A 21,069-nucleotide genomic window follows, 5' to 3' on the forward strand; every position below is an offset into this window, starting at 1 on the left:
GGCGGTGGCCGGGGGGTGGGGGGGGTGGCCGGGGGGTGGGGGGGGCGGGAGGGGGCGCCCCAAAACGTACGGCTAAAGGCCAAATGCCGGACCTAATCGGTGCCACCGGCAATTCCCCTTTCGAGGCCGTGGCGGGAATTGAACCCGCGTACATCGCTTTGCAGACGATTCCCTGAGCCACTCGGGCACACGGCCAGTGAATTCAGGATGGCGGACCGGCCGAATGGGGTCAATGACGTTGTGTAAATTCTGTGTGGCAATGTGTGCTACGGTCGGAGCAGGTGGTTGATTCCCCGCCACCCCGGACGAGCGCGTCGTACCCGGTGACGACAAGACGGCGCAGTTCAGCGGCAATCCGGCCGCTGTGGACTGCGGAGGTACGGCCGTCATGGCTTGGCTCGTTCTGATCGTCTCGGGTCTCCTGGAGACCGTCTGGGCAGTGGCCCTGGAATCGTCCAAGGGCTTCTCCCGCCTCGTTCCCAGCCTCGTCTTCGGCGTCGCGCTGCTGTTCAGCATGGGCGGGCTGGCGTACGCGATGCGCACCATCCCGATCGGCACCGGCTACGCGGTCTGGGTCGGCATCGGCGCGGTCGGCACCGCGGTCTACGGCATGGCCGTCCTGGGCGACGCGGTGACCATGGCCCGGATCGGCTGCCTGCTGCTGATCGTCTGCGGCGTGGTGGGGCTCAAGGTGCTGCACTGACGCCTGCCCCCGGGGCCGGTCCTAGGCCCTGCGACGGACCCGGTCAGGGACTCCGGTCAGGAGTCAAGGACGCGGACGGCTCTTACGATGTTACGTATGACCACTGCCTCCCCCACCTCGGTCGACTCCCCCTCGATACCCTCCGGAGCTGACCCCGGGGGCGGGGTCATGAGCGGCCGCTTCCGGGCCCTGACGCTCGGGATCGTGTCGGTCGTGCTGGTGATCGCCTTCGAGGCGACCGCCGTCAACACCGCGATGCCGACCGCGGCCCGGCAGCTGGACGGCCTGGGGCTGTACGCCTTCGCCTTCTCCGGTTACTTCACCACCACGCTGTTCGCCCTGGTCGTCTCCGGCCAGTGGTGCGACCGGCGCGGCCCGCTCCAGCCGCTGTTCACCGGCATCGCGGTGTTCGGCGCGGGCCTGGTGGTGGCCGGGACGGCGCCGGGCATGTGGGTGTTCGTGGCCGGGCGGGCGATCCAGGGGCTGGGCGGCGGGCTGGTGATCGTCGCGCTGTACGTGGTGGTCGGCCGGGCCTACCCGGAGCGCCTGCGGCCGGCGGTGTTCGCCGCCTTCTCCTCGGCCTGGGTGCTGCCCTCGATCGTCGGGCCGCTGGTCTCCGGGGCCGTCACCCAGCACCTCGGCTGGCGCTGGGTGTTCCTGGCGGTGCCGGTGCTGATCCTGCTGCCGCTGGCGGTGATGGGCCCGGCGCTGGCCCGCTCCGAGCGGGACCACCCGGTGCTCAAGGGCGCCGACTTCGACCGCCGCCGCACCCTGCTGGCCGCGATGGCGGCGGTCGGCGCCGGCCTGCTGCAGTACGCCGGCCAGCGCCGGGACCTGGTCGGGCTGCTCCCCGGCGTCGCCGGTGCGGCGCTGCTGGCCCCGGCCGTGCTGGGGCTGCTGCCGAAGCGGACCCTGCGGGCCGGGCGCGGGCTGCCGACGGTGATCCTGCTGCGCGGGCTGGCGGCGGGGGCGTTCCTCGGCGCCGAGGCCTTCGTCCCGCTGATGATGACCACCGAGCGCGGCCTCTCGCCGACCCTGTCCGGGCTCACCCTGACCAGCGGCGGGCTGACCTGGGCGCTGGGCTCCTGGCTGCAGGGCCGCCCGGGGGCCGAGCGGTACCGCGAGGCGATGATCCGGGGCGGCTTCGTGCTGACGGCGGTGGCGATCGCGGCCGCCGCGCTGGTGCTGGTCCCGGCGGTCCCGGCCTGGGTGGCCTCGGTGGCCTGGGGCGTCGGCGGCATCGGGATGGGGCTGACGGTCGCGAGCGTCAGCGTGCTGATGATGAAGCTCTCCGCGCCCGAGGACGCCGGGGCCAACTCGGCCGCGCTGCAGATGAGCGACGCCCTGGGCAACGTGCTGCTGACCGGTCTGGCCGGGGTGCTGTTCGCGGCGCTGGGCGGCGGGTCACTGGCCGCGGCGCACGAGGGCGCCGGGGCCGACGGCTCGCCCGGCGCCTTCGCGGTGATCCTGCTGGTGATGGCCGCGGTGGCGGCGCTGGGGGCGCTGCTCGCCGGGCGGGTGCGGGTCCGGGCCTGACCCGGGGTCAGGACGCGGCGGCGGTGGGGGAGGGGGAGGCGGCCGGCGGCGCGGCCGGGGTGCCGAGGAAGGCCTCCCAGCCGCCGGCCGGGGACTGGCCCGGGCCGAGGCCCTGGAGCTTGCGCAGCACCGCCGGGTCCTGGGCGTCCAGCCAGTCGACCAGTTGGCGGAAGGAGACCAGCCGCACCTCGGGCTTGCCCGCGATCGACTTGAGCACGTCCTCGACGGCGTTCATGTAGATGCCGCCGTTCCACTCCTCGAAGTGGTTGCCGATGATGTACGGCGCACGGTTGCTGTTGTAGGTGCGGTCGAAGCCCATCAGGTACGAGTCCCGGGCCTGGGCCTGGAAGCCCGGGTAGAGCGCCGGGTCGGCCTTGGTGTTGGGGCCGCACTGGTTGAACATGATGTTGTAGTCCATCGACAGCACCTGGAAGGTGTGCCCGGGGAAGGGGATGGACTGCAGCGGGAGGTCCCAGAGCGCGCCGCCCTGGATCTTCTGCGGCCAGACCTGGGTGCCGTTGCCGCTGCTGTCGTAGCGCCAGCCGCGCTTGACGGCGGTGGGCAGCAGGTTGCGCTGGCCCTCCAGGCAGGGGGTGCGGCTGCCGATCAGCTCCTTGCGGTAGTCGAAGGGCAGGGCCGGCAGGTCGGTGAAGCCGGTGTTGGTGCGCCAGCTCGTCACGAACTCCATCGCCTGCTGGATCTCGCTCTCCCACTCCTCCGGGGACCACGCGCTGACGCCGGTGGGGCCGCAGAAGTGGCCGTTGAAGTGGGTGCCGATCTCGTGGCCCTCCAGCCAGGCGGCGTGCACGTTCTCCAGGGTGTCGTGGATGTGCTGGTCGCTCAGGTAGCCGATCTCGGAGGCGCCGACCCTGTGCTGCGGCGGGCGGTACAGGTCCTTCTTGGACTCCGGCAGCAGGTAGAGCCCGCTGAGGAAGAAGGTCATCGAGGCGTTGTGCTCCTGGGCCAGCCGGCGGAAGCGCGCGAACAGCCCGTTGTCGAGCTCGCCGGCGCCGTCCCAGGAGAAGACCACGAACTGCGGGGGCCGCTGGCCGGGCTGGAGCCGGTCCGGGACGGGCTGGTGGGGCTGGGGGCCGGTGTCCGAGGTGGAACCGTCGCCGAGCAGGACGGCCTGCGGCTTCTGCGGGACCGCGGCGGGGGTGGCGCTCTGCCCCTCGGACGCCGGGGTGGCCGGGGCCGCGCCGCCGGCCGCGTGCTCCCCGCCCCCGCCGGCCCGGTCGCTGCCGCAGCCCGCCGCCAGGGTGGCGGCGCCGGCCGCTCCGGCGGCCAGCAGGGTTCGGCGGGAGAGCGCGTCCATGGTCACTCCGTTCGTGAGGTGTTCGACGGGCGGGCGGAGTCCGGCAGGCGCGCGCGGGGTGCGTTCGGGGTGCGTGCGGCGCGCGGAGGTCCGGTCGGCCCGGAGGGGGTGGAGCCCGTGACCGGGTCAGGATGGCATGTGGGCCGGAACGGTCGTAGAGGCGCAGCGAACGGTCGTGATCGATCGCCCGATTGACGCAACCGAAACGGCGGGCCGAAACGTCGAAGGTGTTCGTACGGGTGGGAGCGCCGCCCCCGGACGCGGAAGCGGAACGTCACGTACCGTGGCCGCCCACCCACTCCGTGCAGGTCCGGAGCCGTCATCCCTGCCGATCGGCGGGTGCGGATACGACCGTCGTGGGGACGTGCCTTAGGGTCCGATCCGATTGAATGAGTTCCCAGCAAACTCTCAGGAATGGGATCCGGGCCGGCAGAAGGGAGCACCCGTGGGCGTCCAGCAGAGCACGAGCCCCTGGCCGGGCACCCTGGCGGCCGGCGCCGCCCTGGTGCTCGGGGCCTGGCTGCTGCACGGGGGCGGCGCGCCCGTGCTGCCGCCGCTGCCGAGCGGACAGGCGCTGTCGGGCTTCGCCCCGGTCTCCGTCGTCCCCCCGCTCGGCCCGTCCGCCCCGACCCGGATCCGCATCCCGGCCGTCCGCCTGGACGCCCCCGTCACCGAGCTGGGACTGGACCCCGACGGCCACCTCCAGGCCCCGCCCGCGGCCGACCGCAACCTCGCGGGCTGGTACCGCGGCGGCGCCACCCCCGGCCAGCGCGGCACCGCCATCCTGGCGGGCCACGTCGACAACAAGGCCGGACCGGCCGTCTTCTACCACCTGGGAGCACTCCACCGGGGCGACCGGATCGAGATCGCCCGCGCCGACGGCGCCACCGCCGTCTACCAGCTGTACGCCATCGAAGTGCACGACCGAAAGGACTTCCCGGACGACCGGGTCTACCGCCAGGCCGCCGACGCTCAGCTGCGGGTGATCACCTGCGGCGGCGCGTACAGCGAGGAACACGGCTACGAGGGAAACGTCGTCGCCTACGGATTCCTGGCCGACACCACACCGCCGGGCAAAGCCGCATGACCACCCTCACCCTCGCCACCCGCTGGAACCCGATCGACTGGCCGCTCACCCACGGCCCCATCCCGCAAGCCGTCCTGCTGGCCGGCTGGGCGGCGCTGTTCGCGCTCGCCGTCGGCCGCGGCCGCAGCTGGTGGCGGGTCCGGCTGCCCGCCGCGCTGATCACCGCGGCGGCGCTCAGCCTGCTGCTGGAGGTCGTCGTCGACGGCTGGTGGCACCCCTTCCCGGAGGGCACCCCCCGGTACGTCACCTGGTGGATAGCCGTCGCCCTGCTGGGCTTCTGCCTGGCGGGGTACCGGATGCGCCGGCTGTCCTGGCCGCGCCGGGGCCTGGCGCTCGGCCTCAGCGGGCTGGTCCTGCTGATGGCCGCCTCCGAGGTGAACACCGGCTTCGGCCAGTTCCCCAACGGGCGGGTGATGCTGGCGCCGTGGCTGACCAGGACCGAGGGCCTGGTCGCCGCCAAGGTGGCGCAGACCGTCTCCGCCCAGCCGGAGCAGGTGCTGGACGAGGTCTGGCAGCCCCCGGCGAACCTGCCCGACAAGGGCACCGTCTCGGTGGTCCCGATCCCGGGCCTCAGGTCCGGCTTCAAGGCCCGGGACGCGTACGTCTACCTCCCGCCCGCCTACCAGGCCACCCCGCGGCCGCTGCTGCCCGTGGTCGTGATGCTCCCCGGCCAGCCCGGGCAGCCCGGGGACTGGGTGCTCTCCGGGCAGATCAACGCGGCGATGGACGCGTTCGCGGCCGAGCACCACGGCCTGGCGCCGATCGTCGTGATGCCCGACCAGCTCGGCTCGACCTGGGCCAACACGCTCTGCCTGGACTCGAAGATCGCCAAGGTGCAGACCTACCTCGCGGTGGACGTCCCCCGGTGGGTCCACCAGAACCTGCAGACCGCCACCGGCCCGAAGGCCTGGGCGATCGGCGGCGCCTCGATGGGCGGCACCTGCGCCCTCCAGCTCGGGGTCAACGCGCCCGACGTGTACGGCACCGTGCTCGACATGTCCGGGCAGGAGGAGCCCACCCTGGGCACCCGCGAGGAGACCGTCAAGGCGGCCTTCGGCGGCGACGGGAAGAAGTTCGAGGCGGTCGATCCCGCCCACGTGATGGCCCGCCGGAAGTTCCCGGACACCAGCGTCGCGCTGGTCGTCGGCGAACACGACGGGGAGTTCAGACCGCAGATGGAGAAGGTCTACCAGCTCGCTCAGGAGGCCGGTATGAAGGCGAAGTTCGAACTCATGCCGGGAGGTCACGGCTGGGTCGTCTTCCGCCCGGGCATCGTCCGGCAGATCCCGTGGCTGGCCCAGCAGACCGGGCTGACCCGGTGATCGGGACGGCGGCGCGCGTCGCCAAGGGGCGGGAGCGCGCGGAGGGGCGGGACGCGGAGGCCTCGCAACCGCAGGACGCCCACCTGGCCCCGGTCACCCCGACGCCGGAGGTCGGGCCGCAGCGGATCCGCCGGGCCGTCCGGATGCTCGGCGACCGGCTGCGCTCGGCGCCGCTGACCCTGGCGCTGCTGGCCGGGTTCTGGGCCCTCGGCGCGGCGACCGGCAGTCTGTCCGGCGGTCCGTCCGGGCGGCTGCTCGCCCGGGTCGGCGTCGGCCTGCCCACCCTCGGCGAGGGCCGCTGGTGGACGCCGGTCAGCTCGCTGTCCTTCTCCACGGGCATCGGCTCGTACGTCTTCACCAGCCTGCTGCTGCTCCTGGTCGGCCCGGCCGCCGAGCGCCGGTTCGGCCGGCTGCGCACCCTCGCGCTGCTGGTCGGCGGGCAGGTGGCCGGCACCCTGCTGGGCACCGGGCTGGTCGCGTTCGGCTCCTCGGCGGGGGAGCAGTGGACCGCCTCGGTGGCCGACCAGACCTCGGTCGGGCCCGCCGTCGGCCTGTTCGCCCTGGCCGGGGTGCTCGGCTACCGGCTCACCGTGCTCTGGCGCCGCCGGCTGCACCTGCTGGTGCTGCTCGTCCCGCTGGTCATGACCCTGTACGTGGGGCACCTGCAGAGCGTCCAGCGCTGCGCCGGCGCGCTGTTCGGCCTCGGCCTGGGCGCCCTGCTCAGCCGCGGCCGGCCGTACCTGCGCACCCACCGCTCCTCGCACGGCGAGACCCGGGTGCTGGTCGCGCTCTGCCTGGTCGCCGCCGCCTGCGGGCCGCTGATCGCCTCGCTGTACGACAACGCCAGCGGTCCGTTCAACACCTTCTCCGAGCTGTACCTCTCGCACCGGCTCAGCCCCGAGGAGGTGGCCGACTTCTGCGCCGCCTCGGCGCACGACTGCGCCCGGGCGCACGCCGTCGAGCGGATATTCGACACCCCCGCCCGGCTGATGGCCGCGCTCTTCCCGGCCCTGCTGCTGGTGCTCGCCGAGGGGCTGCGCCGGGGCCTGCGGTTCGCCTGGCGGATCAGCGTCGTCACCGAGGTGCTCTGGGCCGCGCTGCTGGCCTGGCTGTACTTCGAGGCCGGGCCGGTCAGCGGGGACGCGGTGCAGTACTTCGTCGAGGCGATGCTGCTGCCGCTGCTGACCACCGTGCTGCTGCTGGCCACCCGGCAGCGGTTCCGGCTGCGGCTGACCGGCCGGGCGGTGCGCCGGCTGGCCGTCGTGGTCGGCGGGGCCGCGCTGGTCGCCGCGGCCACCTACGTGGGCGTCGGGCGACTGGTGGCCGGGCAGTTCGAGCCGGGCGCGGGCGTGCGCGGACTGGTGAACGGGCTGCCCGCCCAGTTCCTGCCGCCCGCCTACAACGACCTGCTGCCGGACTACCCGATAGCCGTCGGCCCGATGGCGCTGTTCCTGGAGACGTACTGCGGGCCGGCGTTCTGGGTCGTCGCGCTGCTCGCGCTGCTGTCGGCGTTCCGCCGTCCGGTGCTGCGCACCGACACGGCCGCCGCCGCCCGGGCCCGGGCGCTGCTCGCCGAGCACGGCGGCGGGACGCTGTCCTTCATCACCACCTGGGAGGGCAACCACTACTGGTTCGACGAGCAGGGCCGCGCGGCCGTCGCCTACCGGGTGGTCGGCACCGTGGCGCTGACCACCGGCGACCCGTTCGGCGCCCCGGAGGCGCGGGCCCGGGCGGTGGCCGGATTCGCCCGCTACTGCGACGCCCGCGGCTGGACGCCGTGCTTCTACAGCGTCTGCGCCGAGACCAGGGCGGCGGCCGCGCAGCTGGGCTGGCGCTCGGTGCAGGTCGCCGAGGACACCGTGGTGCCGCTGCCCGAACTGGCCTTCACCGGCCGCAAGTGGCAGGACATCCGCACCGCCCTGAACAAGGCCGGGAAGCAGGGCATCACCGCGGAGTGGTGGACCTACCAGGAGGCGCCGCTCGCGCTGCGCGACCAGATCCGGGCCATCTCCGAGGAGTGGGTCTCCGAGAAGGGCCTGCCCGAGATGGGCTTCACGCTCGGCGGGCTGGAGGAGCTGGACGACCCGGACGTGCGGGTGCTGATCGCGGTGGACCAGGACCGGGTGGTGCACGGGCTCACCAGCTGGATGCCGGTGCACGAGGACGGCGTGCCGGTCGGCTGGACGCTCGACTTCATGCGGCGGCGCTCGGACGGCTTCCGCGGCGTGAACGAGTTCCTGATCGCCTCGGCCGCGCTCGGCTTCAAGGGCGAGGGCGCCCGCTTCCTCTCGCTGTCGGGGGCACCGCTGGCCCGCGCCCGGCAGGACGAGGAGCCCGCCGGCCTGCAGCGGATGCTGGACTGGATGGGCCGGGTGCTGGAGCCGGTGTACGGGTTCCGCTCGCTGCTGGCGTTCAAGGCGAAGTTCCAGCCGGAGTACCGGCCGATGTACATGGCGTACCCCGACCCGGCCGCGCTGCCCGGCATCACCAGGGCGATCGGCAAGGCCTATCTGCCGCACCTCACGGCGGCGCAGGGGGTCCGGCTGATGCGCAAGCTGTCCGGCTGAACCGGCTGAACCGGCCGGACCGGTGCTCGGGCGTGCGGCGGCCCCGGCCCCGGCCCCGGGCCCGGGGGCCGCGCCCACGTCAGCCGAGCAGCTGGGCGAGGGCGCGGTCGGCGTCCAGGTGCAGGTGCTCCTCGCCCTCCGGGACGAGCAGGCGGCTGCGCCACAGGAACCGGCGCAGGTCCCCGGTGTCGAACCGGAGCAGCGCGGTGCCCTCCGGTGCCCGCAGCTCGACCATGGTGTGCCGGGCGGGGGCCGGGCGGACGTGGACGTCGCCGACGCCGGCCGGCAGCTCCAGGCCGGCCGAGAGCAGCTGCCGGGCGAACACCCAGACGATGTCCTCGCCGGCCCGCTCGTCCGCGGGCCCGTCCAGCGAGAACTCGGCCGGGAAGGCCATCCGGACCGCGTACGGGTCCTCCGGCAGGTACGACAGGACCACGCGCAGCCGGGCGGAACGCTGGGGGGAGAGGATCAGGCGGGCCTGGACGGTCTCTTCGACGGCGGAGTACAAGGGGTGGGTCCCTTCGTTCGGTGCGGGCCGCCCGACGGCAGGTGGGGTTGGGGCGGCCTCACCCTGGTGAGAGTCCCGGGGACAGTGGGGATTACCCGGTTCCACGGAGGAATCGACGTGACCTGCGTCACAGCGATTTCCGGCCGCCCGGGCCCGGCACGGAGCCCGGCCTGGAGGCCCGAACGGCGCCGGCCCGGTACGCTGGGCGGGTTGTCCGATCGCCGCCCGACCGCGGGACGGGGCCGCCAAACCGCCCCTGACCTGCGATGATCCCCCCTCGGAGACCGTGAGTACTGCCGCCGCCTCCTCGATGCCGCTGTTTTCCGACGCACCGGAGCAGCAGGAGCCCGCCCGGGCCGTCGGCCACGCCGCGCCCGCCGCCTCGCACCACCTCTCCCCGGCCTTCCCCGGTCGTGCCCCCTGGGGCACCGCGGGCAAGCTGCGGGCCTGGCAGCAGGGTGCGCTGGACAAGTACATCGAGACCCAGCCGCGGGACTTCCTCGCGGTCGCCACCCCGGGCGCCGGCAAGACCACCTTCGCCCTCACCCTGGCCTCGTACCTGCTGCACAACCACCTGGTGCAGCAGGTGACCGTCGTCGCCCCGACCGAGCACCTCAAGAAGCAGTGGGCCGAGGCCGCCGCACGGATAGGCATCCGGCTGGACCCGGCGTACTCCTCCGGCCCGCTCTCCCGGGACTACCACGGCATCGTGGTCACCTACGCGGGCGTCGGGGTCAACCCGATGCTGCACCGGAACCGGACCGAGGCCCGCAAGACCCTCGTGATCATGGACGAGATCCACCACGCCGGTGACTCCAAGTCCTGGGGCGAGGCCTGCTTCGAGGCCTTCGAGCCGGCCACCCGCCGGCTGGCGCTGACCGGGACGCCGTTCCGCTCGGACACCAACCCGATCCCCTTCGTGGCCTACGACGCGGGCAGCGACGGCATCCGCAAGTCCATCGCCGACTACACCTACGGCTACGGGCACGCGCTCGCCGACCACGTCGTCCGCCCGGTGATCTTCCTCAGCTACAGCGGCAACATGCGCTGGCGCACCAAGTCCGGCGACGAGCTGGAGGCCCGGCTCGGCGAGCCGATGACCAAGGACCTGATCGCCCAGGCCTGGCGCACCGCGCTCTCCCCGCAGGGCGAGTGGATCCCCTCCGTCCTCCAGGCCGCCGACCGCCGGCTCACCGAGGTCCGCAAGGCGATCCCGGACGCCGGCGGACTGGTGATCGCCACCGACCAGAACGTGGCCCGCGCCTACGCCAAGATGCTGCGCGAGATCAGCGGCGAGAAGGTCACCCTGGTGCTCTCCGACGAGACCGAGGCCTCGAAGCGGATCTCCGACTACGCGGAGGGGACCTCGCGCTGGATGGTCGCCGTCCGCATGGTGTCCGAGGGCGTCGACGTGCCCCGGCTGTGCGTCGGGGTGTACGCCACCTCGATCTCCACCCCGCTGTTCTTCGCCCAGGCCGTCGGCCGCTTCGTGCGCGCCCGCAAGCGCGGCGAGACCGCCTCGGTGTTCCTGCCGACCATCCCGATGCTGCTGGGCTTCGCCAACGAGATGGAGCTCCAGCGCGACCACGTGCTGGACCGGCCGAAGAAGGAGGGCGACGGCCTCTTCGACGAGGAGGACCGGCTGCTCGCCGAGGCCGAGCGGGCCAACGACGGGCCGGACGGCGCGGGCGGCGAGGAGTTCTCCTACGAGGCGCTGGGCTCCGAGGCGGTCTTCGACCGGGTGCTGTACAACGCCATGGAGTTCGGCATGCAGGCCCACCCGGGGAGCGAGGAGGAGGAGGACTACCTCGGCATCCCGGGCCTGCTGGAGCCGGACCAGGTGCAGATGCTGCTGCAGAAGCGCCAGCACCGGCAGATCCAGCGCAGCAAGACCAAGCCCGCCGAGGAGGCCGACCTGCTGGAGCTCCCGGCCGAGCAGCGGCCGGTGGTCACCCACCAGGAGCTGCGCGAGCTGCGCAAGGAGCTGAACGCGCTGGTCGCCGCCTGGCACCACCGCACCAACCAGCCGCACGGAACCGTCCACAACGAGCTGCGCCGCCAGTGCGGCGGGCCGCTGACCGCGCAGGCCACCGCCAACCAGTTGACGGCGCGGATCGCCAAGATCCGGGAGTGGGCGAAGTAACGGTCCGGCAGGCGGATCCGGGCCGCCGCGGCCCGGACCGCCTCCCCCCGGAGTGTCCGGACATCGGACCGGGGTCGAACTGACGCCCTGGTCGGGCCGGTGGATCGGCAGGGTTTGTCCGGAATTCCCGGCGGCGGTGATGCCGATCACGACCGAATTTTGGACAACCACTTCCGCCGCGGGAATTCCTTCACTACCTTTCCCCCACGCTCTTCCGCCGGGCAACCCCCGCGGGACGGGCTCCGCAGGACCGTGCGGTCGTCAAGGACGACGCCGCACGGCCCGAGCGCGGCCACCCCCACCTGCGCGCGACACCGACCTTCTGGCCCGGCGCCGCACGCCCCGCGAGCGCCGCGGAAAGGACTGCCCGTCGTGACAGCAGAGACCTCCCAGACACTGGATCGCGGCGTCCGCGTCCTCAAGCTCCTCGCCGACTCCGAGCGCGGGCTCACCGTCACCGAGCTGGCCGCCCGCCTCGCCGTCAACCGCACCGTGGTCTACCGGCTCCTCGCCACCCTGGAGCAGCACGGCCTGGTCCGCCGTGACATCGGCGGCCGGGCCCGGGTCGGCCTCGGCGTGCTGCGCCTGGCCCACCGGGTCCACCCGCTGCTGCGCGAGGCCGCACTCCCCGCCCTGCGCAGCCTCGCCGAGGACCTCGGCGCCACCGCCCACCTGACCCTGGTGGACGGCAACGAGGCGCTGGCCGTCGCCGTCGTCGAGCCCAGCTGGACCGACTTCCACGTCGCCTACCGCACCGGCCTGCGCCACCCGCTCGGCGAGAGCGCGGCCGGCCGGGCGATCCTGGAGGCCCGCGGCTTCCCCAGCCAGCGCCGGCCCGAACAGGGATTCGTCATCACCCGTGCGGAGGAGCAGTCCGGGGCCAGCGGGGCCGCCGCCGCGCTGCTCGGGCTGAGCGGCATCGAGGGCAGCGTCGGCGTGGTGATGCTCAACGGGCTGGTGCCCGAACGGGTCGGCCCCCGGGTGGTGGAGGCGGCCACCGAGGTGGCCGACGCCCTGAGGTAGCGCCCGCCGTCCGGCGCGGGGCGAGCGGGCGAACCACGCGGGAGTGTCGGGTGTGTTTGGATTCCCCTTGTGTCCGACACCAAGCTGCCCAAGGCCCTCCCGTCCCCGCGGACCCGCTCGCTCGCGATCTGCGGGGTCCTGGTCGCCGCGCTGTTCGGCGTGGCGGCCTTCGTCCCGCTGCCGTACACGATCACCTGGCCGGGCCTGACCGCGGACACCCTCGGCAGCTACCAGGACCGGCCGGTGCTCACCATCACCGGGGCGCCGCTGCGCAGCACCGAGGGCGAGCTGCGGATGGTCACCATCTCGGCCACCAACCCGGGGCAGAAGACCACGTTCTGGCGGGGCCTGCGCGCCTGGTTCGACCCGAAGGAGGCCGTCCGGCCGACCGAGACGGTGTACCCGCAGGGCAACCCGGCCAAGGCGGAGCAGGTGACGGCCCAGCAGATGGCCGAGTCCCAGGACAGCGCCACCGCGGCTGCGCTCGGCTACCTCCACCTCTCGCCGGCCCAGGTGAAGGTCAAGGTCGACCTGGGGGACGTGGGCGGCCCCAGCGCCGGACAGATGCTGGCGCTGGGCATCGTCGACAAGCTGGCCGGTGACGGCAAGGGCGGCGACCTCACCGGCGGGCTCAGGATCGCGGGCACCGGCACCATCGACGACGACGGCACCGTCGGCCCGGTCGGCGGCGTCCCGTTGAAGACCCAGGCGGCGGCCCGGGACGGCGCCACGGTGTTCCTGCTGCCCAAGGACGAGTGCACGGACGCCAAGGTGAACACCCCCAGGACGCTGCGGCTGGTGCCGGTGGGCACGCTCGCCGAGTCGGTGCAGGCGCTCGAGGCGTTGAAGAGCGGCGGCAGCGTTCCCAGCTGCTGAGCCGCCCCGTCCTATTCGGCGGCCGCCTGGTCCACCAGCGGCAGGATCCGGTACGGCACCGGGTTCTCCAGCACGATCGCGGTGGAGGAGCGGACGATCCCGTCGAAGCCCAGCACCCGGTCGATCACCCGCTGGAGGTCGGCGTTGGAGCGGGCCACGATCCGCACCAGCATGTCCCCGATCCCGGTGATCGTGTGCAGCTCCAGCACCTCCGGCACCCGCGCCAGGTGCGCCCGCACGTCCGCGCCCTGGCCCTGGGAGATCTCCAGGGTGGCGAAGGCCGTCACCGGGTAGCCGATCGCGGCCGGGTCCACCTCCGGGCCGAACCCGCTGATCACCCCCTTGGCCTGCAGCCGGTCCAGCCGGGCCTGCACGGTGCCCCGGGCGACCTGGAGCCGGCGCGAGCACTCCAGCACGCCGATCCGGGGCTCCTCGGCGAGCAGCCGGATCAGTCGGCCGTCCAGGGCGTCGATGGTGTCGTTGCCGCCGCCGCCGCCGCCGGTGCCGGTGCCGGCGGCGGCCGGGGCCGCGGGGGCGCCCTGGGGGGCGGACGGGTCGGGGGAGCCCGGGGCGCTCGGGGAGTGGGCGGGGGGCATCGCGGCTCGGTCCTCCGGTGGGCATTCTGTACAGCGGTGCCGCCGATTCTCCCGCTCCGGGGCGCAGCTTGACCAGGAGGAAACGGAACAGTTGCGCGTCGGTCGGCCCGGCGCCACCCTCCAGCCACGATCCCGTGCTCCGGGCCCCACCCCGGGCGCCGGGTGGTCCGTACGCCTACCGGGAGGGCCGTCATGACCGACACCGCCGCCGAATCCGTCCTGCTCGCCGGGGGACCGGAGGACCCGGGGCCGCTGCCGCCCGGCCGCGCCGACGCGCTGGTGTTCGTGGTCGGCGACGCCGAGCGGGCGGCCCGCCGCTACCTGGCGGCGCTCGGGCTGCGCTGTACGGCGTACGCCGGGCCGGGGACCGGTGACCCGGAGGCGGTCTCCTACGTGCTGGCCGGGCCCGGGACGCGGATCGTGCTCACCTCGCCGGTGCAGGTGATCGGCCCGCGCGGCCGTGAGCTGGCGGCGCACCTGGAGCGCTACGGGGACGGGGTGCTGGACCTCGCGGTCGGCGTGCCGGACGTCCCCTACGCGTACGACTACGCGGTGGACCGGGGCGCGCTGTCGCTGGCCGAACCGTACGAGGTGCGGGACCGGTACGGCTCGGTGGTGCTGGCCACCATCGCGGTGCCGGGCGGCTCCCGGCACACCCTGGTCGACCGGTCGGGTTACGCGGGGCCGTACCTGCCGGGGTACGAGGCCTTCGCGGGGTGGTGACGGGGGTGTCCGCGCTGGTGGTGACCGGTACGGCGGGTGCGGTGCCGGGGTCGCGGGCGGCGGCGGGTCAGCGGACCGCCGTCTCCACGACCGGCGGGTGGCCGTTCCAGTAGACGAAGACCGAGTTGGCCTGGTTGTCCTTGGTGAAGTCCACCCGCATCCACTGGTCGCCGTTCCAGACCTGCATCTGCCAGCCCGGGTCCGGGGTGGCGGAGACCAGCGAGGCCCGGTCGGCGCGGATGTCCAGGGCGACCCGGCCGCCGGGGACGGGGTAGCTCTTCACCGTCGACGTCGGGGTGGTGGCGGCGGGCACGGGCTTCCTGGTCGGCGGGGCGGCCGCGGTGGTGACCGGGGCGTGCGCGGCGGTGGCGGCCGCGCTGGTGGCCGGGGAGGACGGCGGGGAGGGTGCGTCGCCGGTCGGCGTCCGGCCGGGGGCGGCGCTCGCTCCGTACGGGGTGCTCCCGACCTTGGGGGAGGGCAGCGGCAGCGCGGTGGGCCGCTCGAACGCGGCTCCGCTGAGCACGGCGTGCACGCCGAGCCAGGACAGCGCCACCGCCGCCCCGGTGGCCGCCGCCCAGGCGCAGAGCTGTACCAGTCCGTTCCGCATCGTCCGCACATCCTGCCGCATTTCCGGGCAGGTCGTGACGGGTACCCCCGGTGTTCGGCAGGGGAGTTGCACCATGTCCGGAGGCCGTGCGCAGCCACCCCCGAGGTACAGACCACTGCCCGCCGATGGCGTACCGTGCAGGGCCATGGCAACAGTGCTCGTGGTCGAGGACGACCCCTTCGTACGTTCCGCGCTCATCCGCCACCTGACCGACACCGGTCACGCGGTCCGCAGTGTGGGCACGGCCCTGGAGGCGCTGCGGGAGGTCGCCCAGGTCGGCTGCGACCTGGTGATCCTGGACCTGGGCCTGCCGGACCTGGACGGCAGCGAGGCGCTCAAGATGATCCGGGGACTGACCAACGTCCCGGTGATCATCTCGACCGCGCGGGACGACGAGGCCGAGATCGTCCGACTGCTCAACGACGGTGCCGACGACTACCTGGTGAAACCTTTCTCCGGGGAACACCTGAGCGCCCGGATGGCCGCCGTGCTGCGCCGGCTCGGCGGCGGCACCGCGCCCGTCGCCCAGGTGCTGCGGGTCGGCGGACTGGCCATCGACCTCCAGCGGCGCGAGGCCGTCCTGGACGGGCGGCTGCTCGACCTGACCCGGCGGGAGTTCGACCTGCTGGCCTTCCTGGCCGCCCGGCCCGGAGTGGTGGTGCCGCGCAAGGAGATCCTCGCCGAGGTCTGGCAGCAGACCTACGGCGGCGACCAGACCATCGACGTCCACCTCTCCTGGCTGCGCCGCAAGCTCGGCGAGACCGCCTCCAACCCCCGCTACCTGCACACCGTCCGGGGCGTCGGGGTCCGGCTGGAGGCCGCCACCGCGGGCCCCGCGACCGGGGGCCCCGCGGAGCACCGGACATGAAGCGGTTCACCCACTCGCTGCGCTGGGCCCTGATCAAGGCCGCCGTGGCCGGGACCACCATGGTCGCGCTGGCCTTCCTCATCCCGCTCGGCCTGATGGTCCAGCAGACCGCCCGGGACCGGGCGTTCACCGCCGCCGAGCGGCAGGCCGCGGCGCTCGGGCCGGCCCTGGCGATCACCACCGACCAGGACGCCGTCAACCGTGCGCTGGCCAGCACCGACGCGGGGGGCCAGGGCCGGATGGCGGTACACCTTCCGGTGCCCGCGGGGGAGTCCTGGGCCTCGGGCGGGGCCGGTGCGGCTGCAGGGTCGGGCGGTTCCGGCGGGGCCGGCCGGGCGGGTGGGGCCGAAGGGGCCGGGGCGGCTGCGGGGGCCGGTGCGACCCGGGCGCCCGCGGGGTCCGGCGGGCCCGACGGGCCGACCCTCGGGGAGGGGCGCGCCGCCGCGGCGGACGTGGCCACGGCCGGCGACCAGGGCCGGGCCTTCACCGTCGCGGTGCCCGGCGGCTACGCGCTGCTCCAGCCGGTCGCGGTGGACACCGGACGGACCGCCGTGGTCGAGGTGTTCGTCGCCGAGAGCGACCTCACCCGGGGCGTCGCCACCGCCTGGCTGGTGCTCTCCGCCGTCGCGCTCGGCCTGGTCGCCCTCTCGGTGCTGGTCGCCGACCGGATGGGCGGCCGGATCGTGGCCTCCGCCCGCCGGCTGGCCGCCGCCGCCCGCTCGCTGGGCGCCGGGGACCTCGCGGTGCGCGTCCCGGTGACGGGCAAGCAGGTCGACGGCAGCCCCGAGGAACTCCGCGAGGCCGCCAACGCGTTCAACGCCATGGCCGACCGGGTGGTCCAACTCCTCGCGGCAGAACGCGAGTTGGCAGCCGACCTGTCGCACCGACTGCGCACCCCGCTGACCGTGCTGCGGCTCAACGCCGCCTCCCTCGGCGACGGCGACGCGGCCGACGCCACCCGGCACGCGGTGGCCCAACTGGAGCGCGAGGTCGACCAGATCATCCGCTCCGCCCGCCGCGCCCCCGAGGACGCGCCCGCCGTCGCGGTCGGCTGCGACGCCGCCGAGGTGATCCGCGAACGGGTCGGCTTCTGGTCCGCGCTGGCCGAGGACGAGGGCCGCCGCTGGCAACTGGCCGGCGCCGAACGCGCCGCGCCCGTCCCCGTCCAGCGCGGCGACCTGGCCGCCGCCGTCGACGCCCTGCTCGGCAACGTCTTCCGGCACACCGCCGTCGGCACCGCCTTCTCGGTGGACGTCCTGGCCACCGAGAACGCGGTGATCGTGCTGGTCGGCGACGCCGGGCCCGGCTACAGCGACCCGGCCGCCGCCCTCAAACGCGGCGAGGGCCACGGCGGCGAGGGCTCCACCGGCCTCGGACTGGACATCGTGCGCAAGCTCGCCGAGTCCACCGGCGGCGACCTGGCACTCGGCCGCTCCGCCGTGCTCGGCGGCGCGGAGACCAGGCTGCGGCTGCGCACCCGCCCGAAGGAGGCCCCGCCCGCGCGGGCCGGACGGCGGCGGACCCGGGGTGCGCTGTTCCCGAAGTGACGGCGGGTCGGGAGGGTGGCCTCTTCCTCCGGGGCCTTCTCCTCCGGCGCCTTCTCCTCCAGGGCGTCCTCCTCCGGCGCCTTCTCCTCCGGGGCCTCTTCCTTAACTGCGGCCTAAGGGAGCTTCACCCCTCGCTCAGCCCGCGGTTTCCGGCCCCCGGGCGCGGCTAGCGTCGGTCGCGCCGGTCACCCGACCGAGCCGGGCCGGCCGCCCGGGACGTCCCCGCGCACCCGTGCGCGGCCCGTCCGGACGGCGGCCGACCGCAGGCACCCGCGAACGGTGCCGACCGCAGGCTCCCGCGGAGGTAACGCGCATGACCACCCGACCCACCCGCCGTTCCGGCCGCCGCAGGCGCAGCCGCAAGGGGACGATCATCGGGGCCTCGGCGGTCGCCGCCGCCCTGGTCGCGGGCGGGACGGTGGTGCTCGCCTCCTCGGCCAGCGCCGCCCCGCTCGGCGCCGTCTACAGCCGGACCAGCAGCTGGGACACCGGCTACACCGGCCAGTACCTGGTCACCAACCCGGCCGCCGATCCGATCGAGGACTGGACGCTCAGCTTCGACCTGCCGGCCGGCGCGAAGATCGACTCGCTCTGGAACGCCACCTTCACCGTCGCCGGACAGCACGTCACCGTCAGGCCGGAGGCCTGGAGCAAGCGGCTGGACCCGGGGAAGGGCGTGGTGGTCGGCTTCGTCGCCCAGGGCGCCGGCCCGGCGCAGGCCGAGCCCGGGAACTGCCTGATCAACAACGCCTCCTGCACGGCCGGCGAGAGCCCCGCGCCCACCCCCTCCGGACGCCCGACCACCACCCCCACGGTGGCGCCCACCGGCTCGGCCTCGCCCACCGCGACCGCGACGGCCGGTCCGACCGCCACTGCCACTGCCACGGCCACCGGGAAGCCGACCCCGACCGCCACCGCGAAGCCGACCGCCACCCCGACCGCCACCCCCACGGTGACCGGTGTGCCCGTCCCCCCGGCCGGCACCGGGGGCGGCTTCGCCCCGTACGTCGACACCTCGCTCTACCCGCCCTACGACCTGGTCGCCACCGCCAAGGCCACCGGGGTGAAGCGGTTCACCCTCGCCTTCGTGGTCTCCGGCGGCGGCTGCGTACCCAAGTGGGGCGGGGTCAGCGACCTGTCCGCCGACGCGGTGGCCGCCCAGATCGGCGCCCTGCGCGCGATCGGCGGCGACGTCCGGGTCTCCTTCGGCGGCGCCAACGGCAGCGAGCTGGCCCTGGCCTGCGGCTCCACCGCGGACCTGGCCGCCGCGTACCGCACGGTGATCGACGCGTACGGCGTGACCCGGCTCGACTTCGACGTCGAGGGCGGTGCGATCGACGACACCGCCGCCAACACCCGGCGGGCCCAGGCCGTCGCCCAGCTCCAGCGCGAGGCCGCCGCGAAGGGCAGTCCGCTCGACGTCTCCTTCACCCTGCCCGCGCTGCCCTCCGGCCTGACCCAGGACGGCGTCGACCTGGTCGCCGGTGCCAAGGCCGCCGGCGTCGCGATCGGTGCCGTCAACATCATGGCCATGGACTTCGGCGACGGCGTCGCCCCCAACCCGCAGGGGCGGATGGGCACGTACGCGATCGCCGCGGCCACCGCCACCCAGGCCCAGGTCAAGAGCGTGCTGGGGCTGGACGACGCGGCCGCCTGGCGCAAGGTCGCGGTCACCCCGATGATCGGCGTCAACGACGTCGCCAGCGAGGTCTTCACGGTGGCCGACGCCGAGCAGCTGGCCGACTTCGCGGCCGGCAAGCACCTCGCCTGGCTGGCCATGTGGTCCGGGACCCGGGACAAGGCCTGCGCCGGCGGCGCCAGGCCCACCGCGGACGCCAGTTGCAGCAGCATCGTCCAGCAGCCGCTGGACTTCACCCGGGCCTTCGGCCGCTACACCGGCTGAGGCCCCCGCGCCGGGCTCCGGCCCCTCGGACCGCCCCGGCCGCCCGTGCTCAGCCCGCAGCCGGGCACGGTCGGTCGGGGCATTGTCGGTCGGGGCACTGTCGGTCAGGGCACGGTCGGTCGGGGCACTGTCGTCACTGCGAGTAGTCGATCGCGCCCAGGACGGGATGGGTCGCATCCGGTATCGTCGCTGGTTGGCCGAGCGGTGGACGGAGTGGACAGGTGACAGCGGTACAAGACGAGCGCAGCCCGGTGCGGACCGTATCCGCCCCGTCGCCCGCTCCCCTGTCCGACCGGCTGCGCGTCGCGCTCGGTGCCCCCGTGCGCGCAGTGCGTGAGGCCCCCCGCCGCCCGATGCTGATCGCCTCGTCCGTGGCGCTGCTGTCGCTGGTCGTGTACGCAGTGGTCCGCCACTTCGTCCACACCTCGATGGTCGACATGATCGTCTACCGGGCCGAGGGCGCCGCCGTCGCCAACGGCACCGACCTCTACGCGCTGCGCGTCACCGAGTGGAACCTCCCCGCGACCTACCCCCCGTTCGCGGCCATGCTGTTCGTCCCGACCACCTGGCTGCCGATCCCCGTCCTCCGCGTGGTGATCACTCTCGGCAACCTCGGGCTGCTCGCGCTGATGTCCCACCTGTCCTTCAAGCTGGTCGGCTGGCCGCGCCGCGAACTCCGGCCGATCGGTGTGGTCCTGATCACCGGCCTCGGCGTCTGGCTCGAACCCGTCTTCACCACGCTCCGGTACGGCCAGATCAACCTCGCGCTCGGCTGCCTGATCCTCTGGGACCTCACCCGGTCCGACGCCCACCGCAGCAAGGGCATCGCGATCGGCATCGCCGCCGGGATCAAGCTCACCCCCGGCCTGTTCGCCGTCTACCTGCTGATCACCGGCCGGGTCCGGGCCGCCTTCACCGCCGGCCTCACCTTCCTCGGCACCTTCCTGATCGGCGCGCTCTTCCTCCCCGACGCCACCTGGGGCTTCTGGACCAAGTACCTCTACGACTCCTCCCGGGTCGGCAAGACCGAGATCGTCGACAACCAGTCGCTGCGCGGCGCCTTCGCCCGGCTGCTGCACAGCGCCGACCCCGGCTTCCTCGCCACCCTCGGGGCGGGCCTGGCCGCGGTGGCCGGCCTCGCCGTCGCCGCCTGGGCCGTCCGCAGCGGCCGCTGGCTGCCCCGGGCCGAGGCCTGGGGCTTCTGCGTCACCGCCGTCACGGCCGTGCTGATCTCGCCGATCAGCTGGACCCACCACTGGGTCTGGTGCGTGCCGGTCCTCGTGCTGCTGGCCGCCGAGGCCTCCGTCGAGCGCGCCCGCCCGGCCGGCGTCCGCCGACTGCGCTGGCGGGCCGCGTTCTGGGCCACCCTGCTGGCCTTCCTGTCCTTCGCGATGTGGGCCGCCAAGCCGGTCGGCGCGGCCGTGCTCCACATGTCACCGCTGAACCAGCTGCCGACCTCGATCTATCCGTGGGTCGGCCTCTGCTTCCTGCTCGCCGCCGCCATCCGGATAAGGGCACGTCGGCGCTCGGCCGGTGCCCCGCTGGTCCGGCTGCCCGGACAGCGCGACGGCGACGGCGGCCCGGACGCCGCCCGCGGTCGTCAGCAGGCCCCCGCGGCCCGCTGAGCCGGCGGGGGCTCTCCGTACGCTCCGCAGCCTCCGCACGCTCCGCAGCCTCCGTACGCTCCGCAGCCTCCGTACGCTCCGTACGCTCCGTACGTTGCGGCGTGCGACCGGCACGACCGG

Annotated in this window: 17 protein-coding genes, 1 tRNA gene and 1 riboswitch; of the genes, 13 read left to right on the forward strand and 5 right to left on the reverse strand. The window is 74.3% G+C overall.

What is annotated here, in order from left to right; all coding sequences use genetic code 11:
* Window positions 1–123: 123 nt before the first annotated feature.
* Window positions 124–195, reverse strand: a tRNA-Cys gene (locus ACFWXO_RS05880).
* Window positions 196–275: 80 nt separating this feature from the next.
* Window positions 276–344, forward strand: a riboswitch (guanidine-III (ykkC-III) riboswitch).
* Window positions 345–388: 44 nt separating this feature from the next.
* Between ACFWXO_RS05880 and ACFWXO_RS05885 the strand changes: the two genes are divergently transcribed.
* Both ACFWXO_RS05885 and ACFWXO_RS05890 read left to right on the forward strand, forming a co-directional pair.
* Window positions 389–703: a DMT family transporter gene (locus ACFWXO_RS05885; RefSeq protein ID WP_375883009.1), complete on the forward strand. Its 315-nt coding sequence runs from the start codon at window positions 389–391 to the stop codon at window positions 701–703.
* A 96-nt stretch (window positions 704–799) separates the two neighbouring features.
* On the forward strand, window positions 800–2,239 hold the full coding sequence (locus ACFWXO_RS05890) for an MFS transporter (protein WP_375883011.1): 1,440 nt from the start codon (window positions 800–802) through the stop codon (window positions 2,237–2,239).
* A gap of 7 nt (window positions 2,240–2,246) precedes the next feature.
* Here ACFWXO_RS05890 and ACFWXO_RS05895 read toward each other — a convergent pair whose 3' ends face one another.
* The gene (locus ACFWXO_RS05895; protein ID WP_380522509.1) at window positions 2,247–3,554 is read right to left on the reverse strand and encodes a hypothetical protein; all 1,308 of its coding nucleotides are present in this window, start codon (window positions 3,552–3,554) and stop codon (window positions 2,247–2,249) included.
* A 445-nt stretch (window positions 3,555–3,999) separates the two neighbouring features.
* Between ACFWXO_RS05895 and ACFWXO_RS05900 the strand changes: the two genes are divergently transcribed.
* From ACFWXO_RS05900 to ACFWXO_RS05910, 3 genes are read left to right on the forward strand one after another with little or no spacing between them, the layout of a single operon-like run.
* Window positions 4,000–4,641, forward strand: coding sequence for a class F sortase (locus ACFWXO_RS05900; RefSeq protein WP_380522510.1), 642 nt, complete (start codon window positions 4,000–4,002; stop codon window positions 4,639–4,641).
* Window positions 4,638–5,963, forward strand: coding sequence for an alpha/beta hydrolase-fold protein (locus ACFWXO_RS05905; RefSeq protein ID WP_375883019.1), 1,326 nt, complete (start codon window positions 4,638–4,640; stop codon window positions 5,961–5,963). The genes ACFWXO_RS05900 and ACFWXO_RS05905 overlap by 4 nt, the downstream gene beginning before the upstream one ends.
* Window positions 5,930–8,530: a rhomboid family intramembrane serine protease gene (locus ACFWXO_RS05910; RefSeq protein ID WP_380522511.1), complete on the forward strand. Its 2,601-nt coding sequence runs from the start codon at window positions 5,930–5,932 to the stop codon at window positions 8,528–8,530. The genes ACFWXO_RS05905 and ACFWXO_RS05910 overlap by 34 nt, the downstream gene beginning before the upstream one ends.
* Before the next feature lie 79 nt (window positions 8,531–8,609).
* On the opposite strand, the gene ACFWXO_RS05915 is transcribed toward ACFWXO_RS05910, so the two are convergent.
* Window positions 8,610–9,038, reverse strand: coding sequence for an SsgA family sporulation/cell division regulator (locus ACFWXO_RS05915; protein ID WP_375883023.1), 429 nt, complete (start codon window positions 9,036–9,038; stop codon window positions 8,610–8,612).
* Between the two features lie 310 nt (window positions 9,039–9,348).
* On the opposite strand from ACFWXO_RS05915, the gene ACFWXO_RS05920 reads away from it, so the two are divergent.
* The 3 genes from ACFWXO_RS05920 to ACFWXO_RS05930 all read left to right on the forward strand — a co-directional run bounded on the left by ACFWXO_RS05920 (window position 9,349) and on the right by ACFWXO_RS05930 (window position 13,080).
* Entirely contained in the window at window positions 9,349–11,181 is a 1,833-nt protein-coding gene (locus ACFWXO_RS05920; RefSeq protein ID WP_375883453.1) for a DEAD/DEAH box helicase, read from the forward strand.
* A 372-nt stretch (window positions 11,182–11,553) separates the two neighbouring features.
* The gene (locus ACFWXO_RS05925) at window positions 11,554–12,204 is read left to right on the forward strand and encodes a helix-turn-helix domain-containing protein (RefSeq protein WP_350564128.1); all 651 of its coding nucleotides are present in this window, start codon (window positions 11,554–11,556) and stop codon (window positions 12,202–12,204) included.
* Between the two features lie 69 nt (window positions 12,205–12,273).
* Window positions 12,274–13,080, forward strand: coding sequence for a S16 family serine protease (locus ACFWXO_RS05930; protein WP_380522513.1), 807 nt, complete (start codon window positions 12,274–12,276; stop codon window positions 13,078–13,080).
* A gap of 11 nt (window positions 13,081–13,091) precedes the next feature.
* On the opposite strand, the gene ACFWXO_RS05935 is transcribed toward ACFWXO_RS05930, so the two are convergent.
* Complete coding sequence (locus tag ACFWXO_RS05935; protein WP_380522514.1) at window positions 13,092–13,676, reverse strand: Lrp/AsnC family transcriptional regulator; 585 nt, start codon at window positions 13,674–13,676, stop codon at window positions 13,092–13,094.
* A 192-nt stretch (window positions 13,677–13,868) separates the two neighbouring features.
* Between ACFWXO_RS05935 and ACFWXO_RS05940 the strand changes: the two genes are divergently transcribed.
* Window positions 13,869–14,399, forward strand: a complete 531-nt coding sequence (locus ACFWXO_RS05940) for a VOC family protein (protein ID WP_380522515.1) — start codon at window positions 13,869–13,871, stop codon at window positions 14,397–14,399.
* A gap of 67 nt (window positions 14,400–14,466) precedes the next feature.
* Here ACFWXO_RS05940 and ACFWXO_RS05945 read toward each other — a convergent pair whose 3' ends face one another.
* Window positions 14,467–15,006 (reverse strand): hypothetical protein, encoded by a 540-nt coding sequence (locus ACFWXO_RS05945; protein WP_380522516.1) that lies wholly within the window; start codon window positions 15,004–15,006, stop codon window positions 14,467–14,469.
* 145 nt (window positions 15,007–15,151) lie between these two features.
* Between ACFWXO_RS05945 and ACFWXO_RS05950 the strand changes: the two genes are divergently transcribed.
* The 4 genes from ACFWXO_RS05950 (at window position 15,152) to ACFWXO_RS05965 (ending at window position 20,949) form a co-directional block, all read left to right on the forward strand.
* Window positions 15,152–15,874: a response regulator transcription factor gene (locus ACFWXO_RS05950; RefSeq protein ID WP_375883033.1), complete on the forward strand. Its 723-nt coding sequence runs from the start codon at window positions 15,152–15,154 to the stop codon at window positions 15,872–15,874.
* On the forward strand, window positions 15,871–17,421 hold the full coding sequence (locus ACFWXO_RS05955; RefSeq protein WP_380522517.1) for a sensor histidine kinase: 1,551 nt from the start codon (window positions 15,871–15,873) through the stop codon (window positions 17,419–17,421). Before ACFWXO_RS05950 ends, ACFWXO_RS05955 begins: the two co-directional genes overlap by 4 nt.
* A 313-nt stretch (window positions 17,422–17,734) precedes the next feature.
* Window positions 17,735–19,324 (forward strand): cellulose binding domain-containing protein, encoded by a 1,590-nt coding sequence (locus ACFWXO_RS05960; RefSeq protein ID WP_380522518.1) that lies wholly within the window; start codon window positions 17,735–17,737, stop codon window positions 19,322–19,324.
* A 221-nt stretch (window positions 19,325–19,545) separates the two neighbouring features.
* Window positions 19,546–20,949, forward strand: coding sequence for a glycosyltransferase 87 family protein (locus ACFWXO_RS05965; protein ID WP_380522519.1), 1,404 nt, complete (start codon window positions 19,546–19,548; stop codon window positions 20,947–20,949).
* Window positions 20,950–21,069 lie beyond the last annotated feature (120 nt).

It is taken from the genome of Kitasatospora sp. NPDC059088 (assembly GCF_042738155.1).
GTDB lineage: Bacteria > Actinomycetota > Actinomycetes > Streptomycetales > Streptomycetaceae > Kitasatospora.